This window comes from Amycolatopsis acididurans (assembly GCF_012328925.1).
Lineage (GTDB): Bacteria > Actinomycetota > Actinomycetes > Mycobacteriales > Pseudonocardiaceae > Amycolatopsis_E > Amycolatopsis_E acididurans.
Genome location: NZ_JAAXLS010000084.1, coordinates 1 through 16,659, shown reverse-complemented (window position 1 = coordinate 16,659; position 16,659 = coordinate 1). Strand labels below are relative to the sequence as shown.

Annotated in this window: 19 protein-coding genes; 11 read left to right on the top strand and 8 right to left on the bottom strand. The window is 71.5% G+C overall.

Annotated features, from left to right (window positions below):
• Positions 1-144 precede the first annotated feature (144 nt).
• The 7 genes from HFP15_RS40930 to HFP15_RS40900 form a co-directional block, all read right to left on the bottom strand.
• Positions 145-837 carry a hypothetical protein gene (locus HFP15_RS40930; RefSeq protein WP_168523799.1) on the bottom strand — a complete coding sequence of 231 codons (693 nt, stop codon included), beginning with the start codon at positions 835-837 and terminating at the stop codon, positions 145-147.
• A 133-nt stretch (positions 838-970) separates the two neighbouring features.
• On the bottom strand, positions 971-1,873 hold the full coding sequence (locus HFP15_RS40925; RefSeq protein ID WP_168523797.1) for a hypothetical protein: 903 nt from the start codon (positions 1,871-1,873) through the stop codon (positions 971-973).
• On the bottom strand, positions 1,870-3,627 hold the full coding sequence (locus HFP15_RS40920) for a type IV secretory system conjugative DNA transfer family protein (RefSeq protein ID WP_168523795.1): 1,758 nt from the start codon (positions 3,625-3,627) through the stop codon (positions 1,870-1,872). Before HFP15_RS40920 ends, HFP15_RS40925 begins: the two co-directional genes overlap by 4 nt.
• 140 nt (positions 3,628-3,767) lie before the next feature.
• Positions 3,768-4,856: a beclin/Apg6 coiled-coil domain-containing protein gene (locus HFP15_RS40915; RefSeq protein ID WP_168523793.1), complete on the bottom strand. Its 1,089-nt coding sequence runs from the start codon at positions 4,854-4,856 to the stop codon at positions 3,768-3,770.
• 107 nt (positions 4,857-4,963) lie between these two features.
• Positions 4,964-5,185, bottom strand: coding sequence for a hypothetical protein (locus tag HFP15_RS40910; protein ID WP_168523791.1), 222 nt, complete (start codon positions 5,183-5,185; stop codon positions 4,964-4,966).
• A gap of 142 nt (positions 5,186-5,327) precedes the next feature.
• Positions 5,328-5,999, bottom strand: a complete 672-nt coding sequence (locus tag HFP15_RS40905; RefSeq protein WP_168523789.1) for a hypothetical protein — start codon at positions 5,997-5,999, stop codon at positions 5,328-5,330.
• Positions 5,996-6,820 (bottom strand): ParA family protein, encoded by an 825-nt coding sequence (locus tag HFP15_RS40900; protein WP_246272536.1) that lies wholly within the window; start codon positions 6,818-6,820, stop codon positions 5,996-5,998. Before HFP15_RS40900 ends, HFP15_RS40905 begins: the two co-directional genes overlap by 4 nt.
• Before the next feature lie 443 nt (positions 6,821-7,263).
• Between HFP15_RS40900 and HFP15_RS40895 the strand changes: the two genes are divergently transcribed.
• The 7 genes from HFP15_RS40895 (at position 7,264) to HFP15_RS40865 (ending at position 13,263) form a co-directional block, all read left to right on the top strand.
• Positions 7,264-7,593, top strand: coding sequence for a hypothetical protein (locus tag HFP15_RS40895; RefSeq protein WP_210718537.1), 330 nt, complete (start codon positions 7,264-7,266; stop codon positions 7,591-7,593).
• A complete protein-coding gene (locus tag HFP15_RS40890) occupies positions 7,590-7,934 on the top strand; it encodes a DUF4326 domain-containing protein (RefSeq protein WP_168523785.1) in 345 nt (114 codons plus the stop codon). The genes HFP15_RS40895 and HFP15_RS40890 overlap by 4 nt, the downstream gene beginning before the upstream one ends.
• 139 nt (positions 7,935-8,073) lie before the next feature.
• The gene (locus HFP15_RS40885; protein WP_168523783.1) at positions 8,074-8,274 is read left to right on the top strand and encodes a hypothetical protein; all 201 of its coding nucleotides are present in this window, start codon (positions 8,074-8,076) and stop codon (positions 8,272-8,274) included.
• Positions 8,275-8,279: 5 nt separating this feature from the next.
• Positions 8,280-8,888, top strand: coding sequence for a GGDEF domain-containing protein (locus HFP15_RS40880; RefSeq protein ID WP_210718536.1), 609 nt, complete (start codon positions 8,280-8,282; stop codon positions 8,886-8,888).
• 207 nt (positions 8,889-9,095) lie between these two features.
• A complete protein-coding gene (locus tag HFP15_RS40875; RefSeq protein ID WP_168523779.1) occupies positions 9,096-10,913 on the top strand; it encodes a helix-turn-helix transcriptional regulator in 1,818 nt (605 codons plus the stop codon).
• A 134-nt stretch (positions 10,914-11,047) separates the two neighbouring features.
• Positions 11,048-11,206 (top strand): hypothetical protein, encoded by a 159-nt coding sequence (locus HFP15_RS40870; RefSeq protein WP_168523777.1) that lies wholly within the window; start codon positions 11,048-11,050, stop codon positions 11,204-11,206.
• A 188-nt stretch (positions 11,207-11,394) separates the two neighbouring features.
• The gene (locus tag HFP15_RS40865) at positions 11,395-13,263 is read left to right on the top strand and encodes a hypothetical protein (RefSeq protein WP_168523775.1); all 1,869 of its coding nucleotides are present in this window, start codon (positions 11,395-11,397) and stop codon (positions 13,261-13,263) included.
• 4 nt (positions 13,264-13,267) lie between these two features.
• Here the strand turns inward: HFP15_RS40865 and HFP15_RS40860 are convergent, their stop codons facing one another.
• Positions 13,268-13,669: a hypothetical protein gene (locus HFP15_RS40860; RefSeq protein ID WP_168523773.1), complete on the bottom strand. Its 402-nt coding sequence runs from the start codon at positions 13,667-13,669 to the stop codon at positions 13,268-13,270.
• Positions 13,670-13,732: 63 nt separating this feature from the next.
• Between HFP15_RS40860 and HFP15_RS40855 the strand changes: the two genes are divergently transcribed.
• The 4 genes from HFP15_RS40855 to HFP15_RS40845 all read left to right on the top strand — a co-directional run bounded on the left by HFP15_RS40855 (position 13,733) and on the right by HFP15_RS40845 (position 16,360).
• Positions 13,733-14,059, top strand: a complete 327-nt coding sequence (locus HFP15_RS40855; RefSeq protein ID WP_168523771.1) for a hypothetical protein — start codon at positions 13,733-13,735, stop codon at positions 14,057-14,059.
• Positions 14,060-14,544: 485 nt separating this feature from the next.
• Positions 14,545-15,285: an ArdC-like ssDNA-binding domain-containing protein gene (locus tag HFP15_RS40850; RefSeq protein WP_168523769.1), complete on the top strand. Its 741-nt coding sequence runs from the start codon at positions 14,545-14,547 to the stop codon at positions 15,283-15,285.
• A 148-nt stretch (positions 15,286-15,433) separates the two neighbouring features.
• Positions 15,434-15,565, top strand: a complete 132-nt coding sequence (locus tag HFP15_RS43725; protein ID WP_281355775.1) for a hypothetical protein — start codon at positions 15,434-15,436, stop codon at positions 15,563-15,565.
• Positions 15,566-15,661: 96 nt separating this feature from the next.
• Positions 15,662-16,360 (top strand): hypothetical protein, encoded by a 699-nt coding sequence (locus HFP15_RS40845; RefSeq protein WP_168523767.1) that lies wholly within the window; start codon positions 15,662-15,664, stop codon positions 16,358-16,360.
• Positions 16,361-16,659: the final 299 nt, after the last annotated feature.

The following is a 16,659-nucleotide window of genomic DNA, read 5'->3' as shown; positions in this document are numbered from 1 at the left end:
GCCCGGCTGACGCCGGCGGCCCTGCGGGCCGTCCTTGCATTCGGGTCCCCTTGCTCCCCTCGAGGACAGGCGCGCGGGCAGGCCAGGAGTGGCCTGCCCCGAGGCACGGCGCGCCCACCCCACAGCTAGTGAGCGGGCCGGCAGCTACACCGCGTGCCGGGTTTCCTCCGGCGACATCACGTCACGGCTGATCCACCGCTGCCGCAGCGAGAACGAACCCGCGCACATCACGTGCGGGTACCGCGTGACGTGCTCGTACATCGGAGGCTCGATGATCTCGATGGAGTTGAGGCTGGGAATGCGGTCCCACCGCAGTTCGAGTGCCGCCTCGGAGATTTTCACGATCATGTGCCGGTACTCGGCCTGCGCCATCGAGAGGACTCGCTTCAGCGAGACGAGATCGGTCGGCCAGTCGCGGCCGTCCTCGTGGGCCAGGGCGCGGCCGCCGACGTAGATGTGCTCGTGGAACCGGGCAACGTCGGTGCGCCGGTCGGCGAACTTCTCCGAGATCGCCGTCAGGTACAGCGTCGCCGGCAGGTACTTCCCGACAGTCGGCCGGCCGTTGCCGACGTTCCTGTGCTCGCCGACCTTCGCGTAGCCGCCCTCGCGCTTGATCACTTGAACGGCACGATCGAGTGCCTTCTGTTGGATGCGTTCGATCGCTTGCACGACAGTGCCCGTGTGTCCGCCGGCGTGCTCGTTGGCCACCGCCGCGGCGTAGAAGACGCCGAGCGAGCGAGGGGCCTCGAGGTACAGCTCCACGGCGTCGGCAGGCGGCGCGCCGCCGTTCGGGTCGAACAGGGGCAGCGAGCGGCCGGTTTCGCTGGTCGTGGACATCGTGCACCCTTCGGTGATCGGCCCGGTCGTCTACCGATGGTACGGCGATGGGTGACACTGGCCGAGCATGAATCAGGGCCTCGGCTGGTTGCCGAGGCCCTGACGTCGTGCGGGTGCTGCCTGTTCTTCCTGGTCAGCTGCGGATATCGGTGCTGGTCGTGCCCTGTTCGAGATTCCGGCGGGCCTGGTCGAGCTGGCGCTGCTCGCGGTCGCGCCGCCAGGCGATGTCCCGGGCCTTGGCCTGCTGCCAGCTTTGGTCCCAGTGCTCCCGGGTGGCCAGCTGCTCACGCCACCCGCCGTAGCTGTAGCCGGCGGGTTGCTGGGCCGGCTGCTGCGGCGCTGGCTGCTGCTGCGGCGCGGCCGGTGGCGGGGTGTACTGCTGCTTCCACGGCTCGGCGCCGCCGCCAGCCTGGTAGCCCGGCCGCGCCGGTGGCGGCGTACCCGGTGCCGGCGGTTGCGGCGGAGATTGCCCGGCTGGCGGCTGGTTCGGCTCCATGCGGTGTTCCCAGTCGCTCGGCATCGCGGTCCGCACGTTCTCCAGGGCGGCGGCCAACCAGCGGGTGTGCCACTCGGCGGCCGCGGTCGGGTGCGACCGCTTCATGTACGCCTGCCGGTAGCACGTTTTCAGCCACAGCAGCTCGAACACCGCGCGCGGATGCGCCGGCCACATGTCCGGCAGTTGCGAGCGGGTGATCTGGAGCCAGGGGACGAGCGTGTCGCCCACCCACTCGGCCAACTCGTCCCATTCCCGCTCGGCGTCCTCGGCGGGCAGCGCCGGCCATTCCACCGGCGGGTTGCCCGGTTCGGGTTCTTCCTCGGTCAGCGCCTCGAGCGTGCCTTTGACCTCGGCCAGGTCGTTCTCGACATCCTCCAGCCGCGGCATGGCCTCGGCCACGAGGCCGGCGGTCTCGCGTACGTCGGCGCGCAGCCCGGACACCTCGGTGCGAACCGTTCGCAGGTCCGCACCGAGGTCGAGCAGCAGCCGGTCCCGTTCGGGCCGGCGCTTGCCGGGGCCGCCGTCCGGTGCCTCGGTCACGCCCGGACACCTTCCGTGGCCTCGGCCGGTTGCAAGGCGGGCACGCCGGCGGACTGGGCGAGCTTGCTCAGGCGCTTTGTCTCCCGGGTGGCCCGCTTGTAGCCGGGCTCGAACTTCAGCACGGCCGCGTGGTGGCGACCGAGGCCGTGGACGTAGATGTGCCATTTCGGCATACCCGAGATCGTGTGGCCTTCCACGACCGGCTCCTGCACCCGCGAGCGGCCAGTGCTGCGGGAGCGGCCCCGGCCGGTGGCGTCGCCACTGTTTTCGTTCTCGGTGACGCGCTCAACCCACCGTTTACCGGCGAGGTAGGCCAGCGCCTCGAGGTCCCGCTGGTCCGTGACGCCGGGGAGGATGATCTTGGTGCGGAGGTTGGCCCAGATCGTGTCCGCCCGGGCCGGCCCCCAGGTGGTCTCGAGCTGCGAGAGTGCCTGGATGACCGCGACCACGCGGATTCCCCAGCCTCGTGAGTCCGTCGTCCACTGGTCCAGCGGGACCGGGGTGATGTTGGCGACCTCATCGAGCCAGAAGGTCAAGTAGGGGTCCAGTCGCCCGCCCATGCCGGCCGCGATTTTCTGCGCCTCGCTGAACAAGTACTCGGTCAGGCAGTTGAGCAGGGGCGCGACTCGCAGGTCCTGCTGACCGCCGATCAGGTACAGGGTGCCGTTGGAGCGCAGGAATTCGGCGACGTTGAAGGAGTGCCCCTTGGGCGGCCGGCACGCAGCAGCCACCAGGGGGTTGTCCATGAACCCGACGCAGCTGGTCACGGTCGCGAAGTAGCCGGTGCGGGTGTTGTGGCTGGCCTGGAGGTGGGTGGTCAGCGTGCCGATCCAGCCGGCCGGGACGTGCGCCGGGTGTGCCTCGAGGATGTTCACCGGCGTGTAGTCGTCGGGGTTGTGCGCCCAGTGCATCACTGCGCCCATGTCCCAGCCCTGAAGCGCCGCGGCCATGAGGTAGCAGCGGATGATCTCGACGGCCTTGCCGGCCCAGAAGTCGGCCCGCTCGATGCCTTCCCTGCCGCCCCCACCGCGGACCAGTCCCCAGGCTCGCGCGTCGGCGAGCTGCTGGTCAGTGCAACCGAGCACGGGGTCGAAGTAGAAGGTGTTCTCGACCAAACCGCGCTCGGTGGCGTCCGCGCTGTCGGCGCCGAGGCCCTGCGGGTTGAACACCGCGACTGGGCCGCGATGCTGCCGGATCAGCTTTGTCGCGACCGCGAGTTCGGGCTTGGTGGAGGTGATCACCGCCGCCCCCGGGGTCTCGATGATCCCGCCGATCAGCAGCTGGGACTTACCGGACTCGGTGGGGCCGACGATCCCGATGGGCCGCGGCCCCGGTGAGTAGACCGACCGGCCGCGCACGTTGCGGTGCCCGGAGACGATCTCGCCGAGATTCCAGCCGTACTCGGTCGGCTTGCCCTTTTTGCCCTTCAAGCCGGGGCGCAGCTGGTCGGCCTCCTTGCGCAGCGCCGCCTTGCCGCAGGTCTGGTTCAGGTCGTGCTTGTCGAGCCAGCCATCCCCATGTACCTCGCGTCGGAAGATCTGGTGCGCGGAGAAGTACCAGCGGTTGTGTGTCACGGCGCCTGCCGCCAGCACGCCGCCGGCAACCATGCCAGGCGTAGCTACGGTCTCGATGAACGGCGTGAACGCTCCGCCCGGCTGCGCGATCGCGTCGAGCGCGAGCGAGGCTGCGCCCAGACCGAGACCCCCGGCACCAGTCTTCAGCTCGGTGAGTTTGACATCCTTATCCCTGGACATGGGAGCTATACCTCCTCGTGTCAAGTGGTCGGGTGGCGACGCCCATCGCCACCCGGCCGCGTCCAACGGTCCCGAGTGGACCCGGCACCCCCGCGACCAGCACGTACGCGGGCGCGGAAGCACCGGCACCACTAGGCACACTAACGCTGGTCACCGATCACGCGGAGCAACTTCATCGCATCCCGCACCTGGCAGGCGCGGGGCTTGCTCACACCGAGGCCGGAAGCCAGCGCGCTGGCCGAGGGCACTCCCCCGCCATCCTCAGCAGTAGAGGGACGCAGCACACCGTCGTTCATGGCGGCAAGTCCGCGGCCGGCCAGCGCCAGCAGCTCGCCGTCCGCGAGGAGTCCCGCGTAGCGCTGCCGGATATCGGCGTGTGCCTGCTCGGCCAGCACGCGCGACAGCGCGCCGGTGGCGTAGTTGTACGTCCCGACCAGGGCGCCGACCATCAGCGGCGCCACCGAGTACTCGAGGGCGAGCGGCACATCACCGTGGCTGAGCGGGGTGCCGATGTTCAGCCCGAGCGAGACGAACACGAGCACAGCTTCCAGCGCGTAGCCGCTGCGGCCGTGCCGCGCGCGGTCGTAGCCCCACCGCTCGAGCGTCGCCGAGGTCATCAACAGCACGATCAGACACCCGCTGACCAGCGCCTCAACCCCGTAGGAGACCCAGAACAAGGCCTCGGCCGAGTTACCGGAGGGCACGAGGTTGTGCTGGACGTTCACCGCCGACCACGCCATGCCCACCGCCATGAGCGTGATCAGCACGCGCCGGGTCCACGTCAGTTGCCGCGTCAGCTGCGCGAGCCGCATATCGTGGCTGGTCAGCCGCTCGGCCGCGTGCGCGGCCCGCTGCCGCCATTCCTGCATGACCGCCGTGGACTTCGCCCGCGCGGCCTCGAACCTGCGCGCGCTCTTCTTGAGCGTGCGGCCGGCCTCAAACTCGGCGTCGGCATCGGCCAGCTCGGCCTCGAAGTGCCGCAGCTCTTGCTGACGGGTCTGCTCGCGCTTTTCCTTCTCCAGGTCGGCGATGGCGTCGAACTCGTCGTCGGTGAGTTCCTGCTTGCGCAGCCCGACGAGCTGGCCCTGGTAGTGCACCCGCGCCCGGGACTCGGCCACCTGTTGCGCCCACTCAGGCGCGAGGCCGGCCGTCTCGCCGCGGTCGATTCGGGGCAGCTCGATCGGCGACGCGCCCGGGGCCTCGGATGAGGTGTTTGGCCAGGTAGCCAAGGCCGTACCATTGTTGTTGGACACTTCGGAACCTCATTTCGTTTTGTCCGCTCGCCCCGGCCGGTGTTGCTGCACCGCCGGGGCCTCTTTCTTCCCTGGCTAGGGTTCTACGAGCCGCGGCCGCGTCGGGCCGGCACGATCGTGTAAATCCATGCCTGCGTGACGCTCCACATCTCGGCGAGGTCCTGCATGGAGACGCCGGCGTTCCTGGCGTCCTTGATGGCCTGCGGTGTCTCCTCGCTGATCTCCTTTTTGAGCTGCTCCACGACCTTGCGCTTGCGCGCCACCGCTTCCCAGCTGGTCTCCGCGCCGCCCACGTCCTGCGACAATTCGCCTCCCTCCCGATTTAACCTAACTTTAGTTATACGCGGTGTCGGCTCCGCGATCAAGTCTTGTCATGCTGGCCCGGTACCGGGCTCGCGCGCGCGTGCGCACACAGGCCCGCGCGCGGGTACGCGCACGAGCAAGCGGCTAGCCGTCGCCGGGCTCGGCGGCCGCCCACACCTCGGGCGGCAGGGGCAGGCCGGCGCGGTACTCGGCATCGGCCAGCGCCGCGCCGAGCACCAGTGGGGGAACGCCTTCAGCCCGTGCTCGGCGCACTGCGGTCGCGAGGCCGTCAAGCCGCAGGGCTTGCTTCCTTGCCGCAGCGGCCCAGGACAGCGCGGCATCGCTGGCCGCCTTTGCCGTCCCAGCGGCCGCACGGGGCACCGAGACGGCCTGACCGGTCGCGGAGTTCCCCGCCGCCGGTTCCGGTGCTTCAGGGGGCGCCTCAGCTTCGCCGTGCTCAGGTTCGGGCTCGCCGGGGTCCTGATCGGCGGCGGGTTCCGGCTCGCCGGGGCCAGCCTCGGCCTGCGGGTCCGGCTCCAACGGCTGCTCCACAGCGTCCTCGGCCGCCGCGGCCTGCTCGGGTTCCGGCGCCACTGCTTCCGTGTCGTCGCTGGTCACGGTGCTGTCGTCCGCGGTGATCTCGTCGGCCGGGCCGTCCTTCGCCGGCGGCCGCGGGTGGCGCGGTTCCGGCAGGGTTCGCGGGGTGCGGCCCCGACGCCTGGCCTTTCGCTGTTCGCGGCGCTCGAACATCTCCGACACGCCGTCCGGCTCGTTCACGTCCGTCTCCGGTGTCTCGGTGTCCGATGCGCTGGTCATGCCGCTTCCTCCGCTACCTGCAAGGCGCGCCGTGCGGACTGGTGCGCCACTCGCGCGTACGCCGTGATCAGCTGCTCGTGCCGCTTCGGCATGGTCCGCACCGAACACACCGCCGTGCGTGACTTCCGGCTGCGCAGCCACTTGTCCTCGGGCACCGGAGTGGACACCGGAATCTCGTACTCCTTGGAAATCTCGGCGATCCGGTCGAGATGCACATCGGCCCACGCCTGGTCAACGAACTCGTTCGGCGTGATCATCAGGTTGTAGCCGGCGTGCGCCAGCACGAACCCGTTCAATGCCTCGAGCTGCTTGTTGCCGAGCGTGGTCGGTGAGAGCGTCAGGTGTGCGGCGGCCTTCGCGCCGTCACCTGGACCGTTGCCACCCGGGTGGGTATCGACCACCACCGGCCGGTTCCACTCGTTGGTCCACTGGATCAGCGACTTCGCCATGCGGTCCGCGCTCGGCTGGTTCGCTTCCAGCTCCGGCCCGGCCGGCACGATGTCCGGTTTCGAGGCGCCACCGCGGATCGGCCGCGGGGTCCGTCCGGCGTCCAGCGCGTCCAGCAGTGGCGACCGCACCCGGTGCTCATGCCACCAGCCCAGCGCCCGGCTGGCGCAGCCGTCGTCCCAGTCAAGATCGACCAGCACCGCGTCCAGGCAGTACGCCAGCTCGACTGCGATGGTCGTCTTGCCGACCCCGCCCTTGGCCGACGCGACCACGATAATCATGCGTTGCAGGTGGTCACGCGCCCACCAGCGCATCTTGGCGATGAAGCGCAGCACCTCGTCGCCGGCCAAGTTCTGTGGTACCTCCAGCGTCATCGTCACGGCCGCCATCCTCGCAGATGATCGGGCTTGCGCCCAGGTAGGCGCCCGCACCCGCGCACGTGTCGCGAGCGAGTGTGCGCGACAGCTAGCGCGCGAGCCCGGACACTCGCCCGAACGCCTACGCGCGCGCGTACCCGCGCGCGTACCCGCGCGCGAGCCCGGATGCGAGCCAGGGCGCGAGCCAGGGCGCGGGCGCTCACACGAACGGAGTGTTGAATCTCCAACCTCGCCGGAGTTAACCTAACTTAAGTTACTTCCCGTGGTGGGGAGTGCTGAGCGCCCCGACGGTGGTGCAACACCGCCGGGGCCGGACCGTCCGACACCTGGAAGAGAGGGACGACCCGATGCCTATTTTCCACCCACGACCAGCGCGAACGCCGTTGCTGGTCGGTCTGGAGTGGCTTGTCGAGAACTTCCCGCAGCTATGCGGCGGGGGAGTGCTGATCACCGCCAGCACGACGATCGCCGACTACGGCGCGCCGAGCGTCGTCACCCTGCCGATCGGGCTGCTCAGCGCATGGCCGCTCGGTGTGGTGGTGCGGGAGACCGTGTATAGCGTCCGCTGCTGGCATATCCGCCAGCGTCGGCTGCACGCCGCGTTCATCCGCACCTCGTCTGACCAGCCCGAACCCACCTACGCCCCGGCCGAACGGGTCACCATCACGCCGCCGCCGCTACCCGCGGCCCAGCCTCAGCCGGCCGCGCTGCCGCCGGCCCGGGCGCTGATCGTGGAAGGCGAAGTCGTCGAGAAGGAGCCGCGGCGATGAGCGAGCACCCGCAGGTTCCAGGTCAGCTCGATTTGCTGGAGGAGCTGCGCAGCCTGGCCCGCCGCAGCGGCGTCGGCGTTCAGCAGCGGCGCGGGAAACCGTTGCCGCACAACACGAAGTCGGTCGCCCGGCCGTCGAAGTGGGGCAACCCGTACCGCTGCGCCGGCACACCGGCCGCCCGCGCCGAGGCGGTCGAGGCATATCGGGCGTGGCTGGCCGAGCGGCCCGCGTTGATCGCCCAGGCCCACGCCGAGCTGGCCGGGTTCGACCTGGCGTGCTACTGCCCGCTGGACGGGCCGTGCCACCGGGACGTGCTGCTAGAGCTGGTCAGCGCGCCATGACGGGGCCGGCGGCCCGCCGTGACCAGCGTGTTCCGGCGAGCGGCCGGGTCCGCCAGGACCGAACTGTCCGAGCGCCCGACTGACGCGCAAACTGGCAAGTTCCTCGCCGGCCGGGCTCACTCCTCGAGGGAGCACCGTCATGTCTACCAGCACCAAACCCCGTGTGTGGTTGGTCGCCGGGTTCGGCGCGCCGCAGCCGCCGGCCGACCGTCCCACCGTTCGCGACGACCTCATGCGCACCTGGACACCCACCGACGACGGCCGGTACGCCACCGGCCGCCACGTCGAGACGTGGGACGGCCTGCGCGCCCGCTACGACCTGGTGGAGGTGTCGGCGTGATGCGCATGACCAGCACGGACGCCACGATCACACAGTTGCGCGCCCAGGTCGCCGAACTCGAGGCCGAGCTGGCCGCGGAGCGGCTCAGCCCGTTGACGCAGCTGCCCGGCCGCCGCTATTTCGTGCGGCTGGCCGAGGCCGCCTACCCGGACGCCGGGGCCGTCGTGCTCGGCGACGTCGACGGGCTCAAGGCCGTCAACGACCGGCACGGCCACCGGGCCGGGGACCAGCTGCTCGCGGAGGTCGCCGACCGGCTGCGCACCGCCTTCGGCCGCGCCTCGGTGGTCGGCCACCTGAGCGGCGACGAGTTCGCCGCGGTGCTGCCGATCGTGCCGGCACCGCACCACCTGGACCGGGTGCACGACTGGATCACCGACCCGCTGCCCCTGGTCAACGGCGTGACGATCACCCCGGGCATCTCGCTGGGCGTGATCGCCGGCGACCAGCTGGCCGAGACCACGCTGCCGGAGGCCATGCACGCCGCCGACCTGGCCATGTACGCGGCGAAGCGCGCCGGCGGCGGGTGGCGCCGCTACGACGCTGCCGAACACGGCCCGCTGGCCGTCGAGCCCGCCCCGGTGCACCGCGTGCGCCACCACGGGCGTGCCGCCTGATTACCCGGCCGCTGTTGCCACGTGCCCGGCACCCCATCCGGTGTCGGGCACTGGCATGTCTGAACCCGGAACACCGATAGTCAGACATGCCGAATGACCAGGCTCGATACACCTTCAATAGCGCTAAATCGGTTGATGATCTATCGTTATCGATAGCCGGTGCGGATGGGCGGCGTACCGGCTCCCAGCGATCGAAGGAGGACCGCGGTGACCCAGCCGGAACGCAGGGACTTCCTCAGCACCGAGGAAGTTGCCACCGAACTCGGGGTGTCGCCGATGCGCGTGCGGCAGTTGCTCACCGAGGGCGAGTTGCCGCAGCCGACGAAGCTCGGCGCCCGCGCCTACATGTGGCACCGCGCCGACATCGCCGCGGTCAAGGCCCGCCGCGCCGGCGAGCCGTCGAGCCAGGCCAGCGGCCTGCTGGCCGCGCCGCCGCAGCGTTTGCGGCGCGTCGCCGAGGACGTGGTGGACGTTCACCTGCACTGGGGTGAGCAGTGGCCCGTGCACGTGCGGGTCTGGGCCGGGGCGGCCCCCGAGGGGCAGCGGACGGTCGTCCTGCTCGGCCAGGTGCGCTACGGCGCCGGCGTTTCGGCGCACCTGGAGGACATCGTGCGCACGGTGGCGCCGATGCTGCCGGTGGACCCGCGCGAGGCCGTGTGGTTCTCCTACCGGCCCGACGACGAGCTGCACACGCAGAGCGTGTACAACCTCATTTGGCACGTGACCAGCGACGATGAGCCCACCGGGACCGCTGGCGCCCGGGTGCGGCACTTCTTCCGCCGCACCGGCCGGCGCCTGGCCCGCCGCGACGAGGCGCCGCGGTTCCAGCGGCCGGCGAGCCTGCCGGAGGTCGAGCGGATCGTGGGAAGCCCGATCGAGGCCTACCCCGGCCCGGCCTACACACCGGCCACCATCGAGGCGTGGCGGCGCACCGGCCGCACCGTGCCGGTAACGCACGACGAGATCGACCACGAGTCGCTGACCGGCGCCGCGCACACGCTCGCCGCGGCGCAGGCCGCCGCTCGTGATCCGCAGCGCGCGGCCGCGGCCGGCGCCGCGGTGCACCTGCTGGTCGATGACGTGCGTGAGCGGCACGTCTGGATCAACCAGCAGCCCTGGTACGACGGTACGAAACCGCGGTTCGACCGCGAGCCCGGCCCACAGTGGCCCACCACGTGGGCCGCGCGGCTCACCAAGCCGCGCATCACCGACGACGACCAGCGACTACTCGACGCCCACCCCGAACCGTTCACCATCCCGCGCGAGCCGGCCGAGCACGGCCCCCTGCACGAACTGCTCGACACGCTGCGCCGCTGGTCACACGACGTGGACGCCTACAGCGACCAGCCCGACGAGGAACTGCACGCCGCCCTCGATCGCGCCGCGCGGCTGCTGGCGTTCTACCTCGGCGTCTACGACAAGGCGTTCCAGAAGAACGACCACCCCGACAGCACAGCCAGCTACTACGAAGTCGTCGGGCAGTGGGACCGCGCCTACCTCGCCCAGCTCGCCGACACCGACCCGACCAAGCAACCGCGGTCGCACCGCGTGCTCGCCGAGACTCTGCGCCGACAGATCGCCGACCCCGCGCTGCTGCGCTGGGGCACCGACCCGGCCGGCCGCCTGGTCGCGCACTACCTCGGCGACCAGGATCAGGACTGGTCAGAGCTGTACGCCGTCGAGTGGCCGCTACGGCCACCGGCCGAGCCGATCCCCGCCGGAACCCGCATCGTCGCCGATGGCGAGCGCGGTGACCGGCCGGCCTACCTGGCCTACCCGGACGGGCGCGTCGAGCCGTTGCCCGGCGACCCGCGCGACACCCTCACCGGCTGGAACTTCGGCTACAGCGGCGGCGGACCCGGCTCCCTGGAGAACGCCATCATCAGCGCGTTCGCCCGCGCCGATGGCGTCGAGCGCGACGCGATGCCCCGCGCCTGGATCAACGACCAAGTGGAATACGCCACCAACGGCGAGACGCTCGACATCGCCGTGGACGAGCTGCGCCGCCGGTACCCGGCGGGGTGATCGTTACCCCACGCGGCCGGGCCGACACGCCCAAGATCGGCGCGCCTCCGACGATCCTGCTAGCACCTTCGATAACTTGCGCCCTCATGGAGCGTAGAAAGCCCGGTCGCAGGAGCAAGGGCGACCGTACCCAGGTGAACACGCGGCAACCGCGCGTCCTCGCCGAAGCGGCCGAGGCCGAAGCTGCGCGCCGAGGAATGACTCTTACCGACTACATCGGCCAGCTACTCGCCGGTGACCTCGGCATCCCGTACGACGTCCAGGAGGGCTTGCCGCTGGCTAAGAGCGCCTAGAAACGGAAAAACGCCCCGACCAGCGGTCGAGGCGACTTCCGTTCCGAACCAACAAGTTCATACGCGCTGGAACTTCTCGACAGGGCACTTGGTTTGGCCGCCGAAACCCCTGTCGGTAGATCCCTTGCGCTCTCGTAGCCCGAGAGGCGTTTTTGACTGTAGCAAAAACCCCTCGGTGTAGTCCCGTATTGCCTGCCGACGACACGCGGGCGGGTTGGGGTGCGCCGAGCACATCACACCCCGCCGGGTACAGCCCGGCCCGGCTCGACGCCCTGGAACGTCGAGCCTTCACCGCACCGTTCGTGCTGGTCACAGCGCACAACGACGGTGCCGGCACGACCACCGACCGGGCCGAGGCGCGCCGCCTGGCCGGCGAGCGGCCCGAGGTGGTCACGATCGCCGGCACCCTGGCGCCGCAGCTGTGGGCCGTCGATGTGGACCCGGCCGACACCGGCACGGACCCGGAGGCCGGCGAGGCCGCCGGCGAGGAACTCGCCGCGTGGTGCGACGGGCACGGCCTGCCGTGGCTGCTGCGCGCGTCCGGTCGCCCGGGCGGCCGGCACCTGATCGCCCGTGTCCCGGCCGAGCTGCTGCGCGAGCTACGGGCGTTGTGCCGCCGCCTGGCCGCCCAGCACGGCCCGGCCTGCACACCGCGCCGGACGCTGCGGCTGCTGACCGCGCCGCACCGGGCCGGGCTGGACGCGCCGGTGCTGGCCGGCACCCTGACCGCCTCCGACCTGCCGCAGCACGCCACCGACCCGAGCGCGGCCAGCGTTCCGGCTGGTCGCGCGGTCCGCCGGCGCCGCCGATCGGCGGCCGCCGCGGCCGAGGGGGACCGGTCGGCGCGCGAGTTCGGTGATGCGATCGTGCGTGCCCGGGCCGGGTGGGGACCCGGCCGCGCCTGGAGTGCGGCGAAAGTGCCCGGCAGCAAAGCGCACGAGCACGGCGAACTGTGGTGGCGCCGCTACGTCTGGGCCGTCGCGGTCACCGTCGTGGCCGCCGAGGACAGCCTGAGCGAGCCCGAGGCCTGGTCACGGTTCCAGCGCGCCTCCCCGGCCCGCGCACGCCAGCTCGGCCTCGAGGCCTGGCGCGAGACCTACTGGCAACCCGCCGTAGCCGAAGCCGGCCGGGACCGGCCGCGCCGCCGGCGTCTCGAGCGCCGCCCGGCCGCCGAGCCGGTACCGCTGCGCGCGCCAGAGGAGCTGACCGCGGAGCAGGCCGAGGCCGCGCTGCTGGCCGACGCGCTGCGCGAGGCCGCCCAGAAGCAGGCCGATCTGGCCGGGCTGCGCCCGCAGTTCGCGCACTCGGTCGCGGCCGCGGTGCACGCCCTGGCCGAGGCCATCGCCGTCCGCGGCGGCTCGATCTCGACCCGCACCTGGGCCGAGCGCGCCCGCCTGGACCCGAAGACGCTGCGCCGAGCGCGTGATTTCGCCGCTGAGCACGGCGTCCTTTACCGCGCACGTGCCTACGCCGAGGGCACCGACGACACCGACGCGTGGCTGCCAGGCCCCGCAACGACGCCGTTCATCGAGCAGCGCCGCGAAACTTCCCCCACTAGGTGGTACACCCCCACCGCAGACCCAGCCCCCCTCGGACAGGCCTCCCCGGAACGCCTTCGCCACGCCCACGCCACCGAGCGGCGGCTGTGGTCGCTGCGCTGCGAGCTGTCCGCCGCCGCTGGAGCCTCCGGGCAGACCTTCGCCACCAGCCAGCACCCGGCGGCGAAGACGCTGCGCAGCCTGTGGCACCAACGCCGCTGGTGGACCAGCCTGACCCCCGACCAGCAGGAGCAGCGCCGCCGGCAGCGTCGCGCGATGCTCGGCGCCCTGCACCGGTCCGAGCGCTCGGCCTGGTTCGACTGGCTCGCGCGCCGCGAGGTCGTCACCGCGGCCGCCGACCGTGCCGCCGCCGTCGCCGAGCCCGGGGCGGCCGACGTGGCCCTGCTCGAACGCGCGCCGCGCACCATCCACCTCGGGATGCGAGACCCGGCCTGGCGCACCGGTGGAACCCCGGCCGCCGACCCCGCCGGCGAGCAGCTCGCCCTGATTGCCGCGTAGCCGGTCAGGCGTCGGTGTCGTCGCCGTGTTCGTGGACTGCGCGGGCGCGCTCGTTGTGCCAGGCGATTCCGGCGTGGATCTGGTGAACGGTCAGGCCGGTCAAGCCGACGAGGGTGTCGTCGTCAATGCGCCGGCCGCGGTGGCTATCCACGGCACGGAAGACCTTCCCGGCCCACAGCTCGGCGTCGATGAACGGGCGGCGGCGGTACTGCTCGACAAGCCGGTGCAGGTGGTCGTCAGTGCACGCGCTGACCAGCCGCTTGCCGTCGAACTTGGCGTCCTGGCCGTGGATGGCCGAGGAGTCGGGCACGAACGCGTACAGCTCGGTCTCCTCGGAGACGACCGTGCCGCAGAAGTCGCAGAGTTCGGGCGCGTCCTGCTCGGGCGTGCCGTCGCGCTCGCCCACGGCTCCGGTGTACGCCGAGCCGAGCCGCTACGCCAGCCTGTCGGCTGGCGTACCGTGCGGGGCATGGCCGAATTTGCCGACCGCCGTACGCAGCGGGCCTTAATCCGCACGTTGGATTACGTGACCGAGATCGGCCAGCTGGAGCGCCTCCCGCCGCTGACCTGGGTCGTCCCGGCGGATGTCCCGGAAATCACCGGGCACGCAGTCGGTGACCAGGATGCCCGCAAGTACGCGTTCAGCCAATGGGCGCACGTGCTGGAGGAGCACATGCACCCGGCCGGGCCGAACGACGGCGCGGTCGCAGGCTGGTGCACCGCCGAGCGTGGAACCGAGATCCGTGTGACCCTGCACCGCGACGCGCTGCCCACGTCTGAGACGGTCACCGAGTAGCGGGACAGCGTCACCCCTGGTCAGCGGGCCGGCGGTGATGCGGGTGGGTGGTGGTGCCGGGAGCGAGGCTGGTCTCTCCTCGCGGCGCAGGCGAGCCGACCACACCGGCCGGGGAAACCTGTCCAGGCCAAGCCGCTCCGCGGTCGCCTGACGGCGAGCCTGGACAGGCGCCTCCGGCGCCCCAGCCGGCGCGGTCGCCCCTTCGGGGTGCGCCGCGAGGAGAGACCAGCCCAAGACCCGCATCCTCGACCCCACCACGGGAAGACCCGGCCCGAGGGCCGGGGCGGGCGCTGCCCGTACCCGCCAGGGCGCCGCCCTGGACCCACTGGGGCGCTGCCCCAGACCCCGGCGCGCTCGGAGAGGCCCCCGGGCACAAGCCCTTAAAAGATCATGGAAAAAACCCGGCTTGACCAGCCCTAACGATTTGAGGCGTACGCCTTAAAAATGCTAGACTGGAGGCACAACGACAGTAGGACACATCACCGATGAGGAAGGGGACCCGGATCATGGCCAAGCGCGCGTACACCGAGCAGGAGCGGAAGGCCCGGCGGGACGCCGACCGGGCGTTGCAGGCCGAGGCCGCCGAGCTGCTGGCCGACCCGGCCGCCGTGGTCGCGCTCGCTGAGCAGCTGGCCACCACGTGCCGTTCACCCAAGGTGCTGGGCTACTCGCTGCGCAACCAGGCGTTGCTGATCAAGCAGGCCGAGACGCGCGGGATGGTGCTCACCGACGTGGACACCTTCCGCGGCTGGCGCGAGCGCGGCCGCGCGGTGCGCAAGGGTGAGGCCGGTCTGCGGATCGTGCGCCCGCGTGGCACCGAGGCCGCCGAGGAGGCCGGCGAGGGCGAGGGGATCGTGACCCACCGCGGCGACGTGCCGACCGGCGACGAGGCGGGCGACAGCGAGGGCGAGACCCGCACCCGGTTCCGCATGACCGCGGTGTTCGAGATCAGCCAGACCGAGGGTATCGAGGACGCCGAGCTGATCGGCGAGGCCCACGAGGTGCCCAACCCGGCTGCGCTGCTGGCCGACACGCTGGTCGGGCAGCTCGAGCGCCGCGGCTACCAGGTGGTCACCGACGCCGAGGCCGAGCACGCCGAGGTGGACGACGGCGACCTGATCACCGTCCCGGAGGGCAGGCCGGTCGCCGAGCTGGCCCGGGCGCTGGCCGTGGTGATCGCCGCGGAGAAGTCCGGGCAGAACCCGAGCACGGTGCAGGCCGCCTGAACACGGGACCGGCCGGGGGCAGCGAAGCCCCCGGCCGGCGAACCCGGACCACGCCAACGACAGCAGGACCGGGGTGTCGTCCATCTTCGCACCCCGCCACCGGACCAGCGGGCACACTGCCCCTGGCCCGCGACGATGAGGAGCGACATTGGAGAACGACACGACCACCGCGACGACGTGCAGCAAGTGCGACCAGCAACCCGCAGGCCCCGGCGGCATCGTCTGCCCGGACTGCCTGGAGAAGATCAAGAACACCGGCCGACTCGGCGACGGTTTCTGACGAACCGGCCGCGGCCGAGCAACGCGCCCCGTCCACCGGCACCGCGCCGGACGGGGCGCGCACCCCTGTGCGCCACCCGAGACAAAAGGACACATCGTGACCGCAAGCCCCGACGTGACCAGCACCGACGCTGCCGGCGACCCGCTCTATGCCGCACTGTCGGCGACCTGGCGGGCCATCCAGGCCCGCCATCCCGAGGTGCCCGACGTGATGGTCACGCTCGGCTCGGGCACGCTCGGCCAGCGCGGCGCCGTCCGGCTCGGCCACTTCGCCGAGAACCGCTGGCAGCGCGGCGACGATGGCCCCGAGCTGCACGAGCTGTTCATCGGCGGCGAAGGCCTGCGCGCAGGCCCGGCCGGCATCCTCGCGACCCTGCTGCACGAGGCCGCGCACGGCCTGGCCACCACGCGCGGCCTCACCGACACCAGCAACCGCGGCTACTACCACAACAAGCGATACAAGGCCCTGGCCGAGGAACTCGGCCTCGCCGTCGACGAGGCCGGCGGCCGCGGCTGGCAGGACACCAGCCTCGAGCCCGGTACCGAGCGCGCCTACGCCGAGCAGCTCGCCCGGCTCGCCGAGGTGCTGCCGATCTACCGGCACGCCGAGGAACAACCACCGAAGCGCAACCGCAGCCGTAACCGCATCCCGGCGATCTGTGGCTGCCCGGACCCGGTGCGCGCGTGGGCGGCCCGCGGCACGCTCGCGGAGGAGCGGCTGACCTGCCGCGTGTGCGGGCAACCGCTGCGGCCGGAAAACCCCGAGGACACCGAAACCGAGGACGACCAGGCATGATCCGCGCGGCCGCCGGCCCGGTCGGCAGGGATCAGCGGGAATGTCCACAGTGGACCGCAGAAAACCGGGGGGAAAATATACCAGCTTTTATACCGATACCGCTGTGAGCTGGGGAAACGTCCCGCTTCCGGGGCTGGCTCTGGTGGCCGCGTAGCCGCGTCGAAGAACCGTCGTGGTGGTGTTTGTGGTGGTGGGGTGGGGTGTGCGCGCCTAGTGTGCGGGTCGCTGCCCCCAATGCAAGGAGCTTGGCCCGGCTGACGCCGGCGGCCCTGCGGGCCGTCCTTGCATTCGGGTCCCCT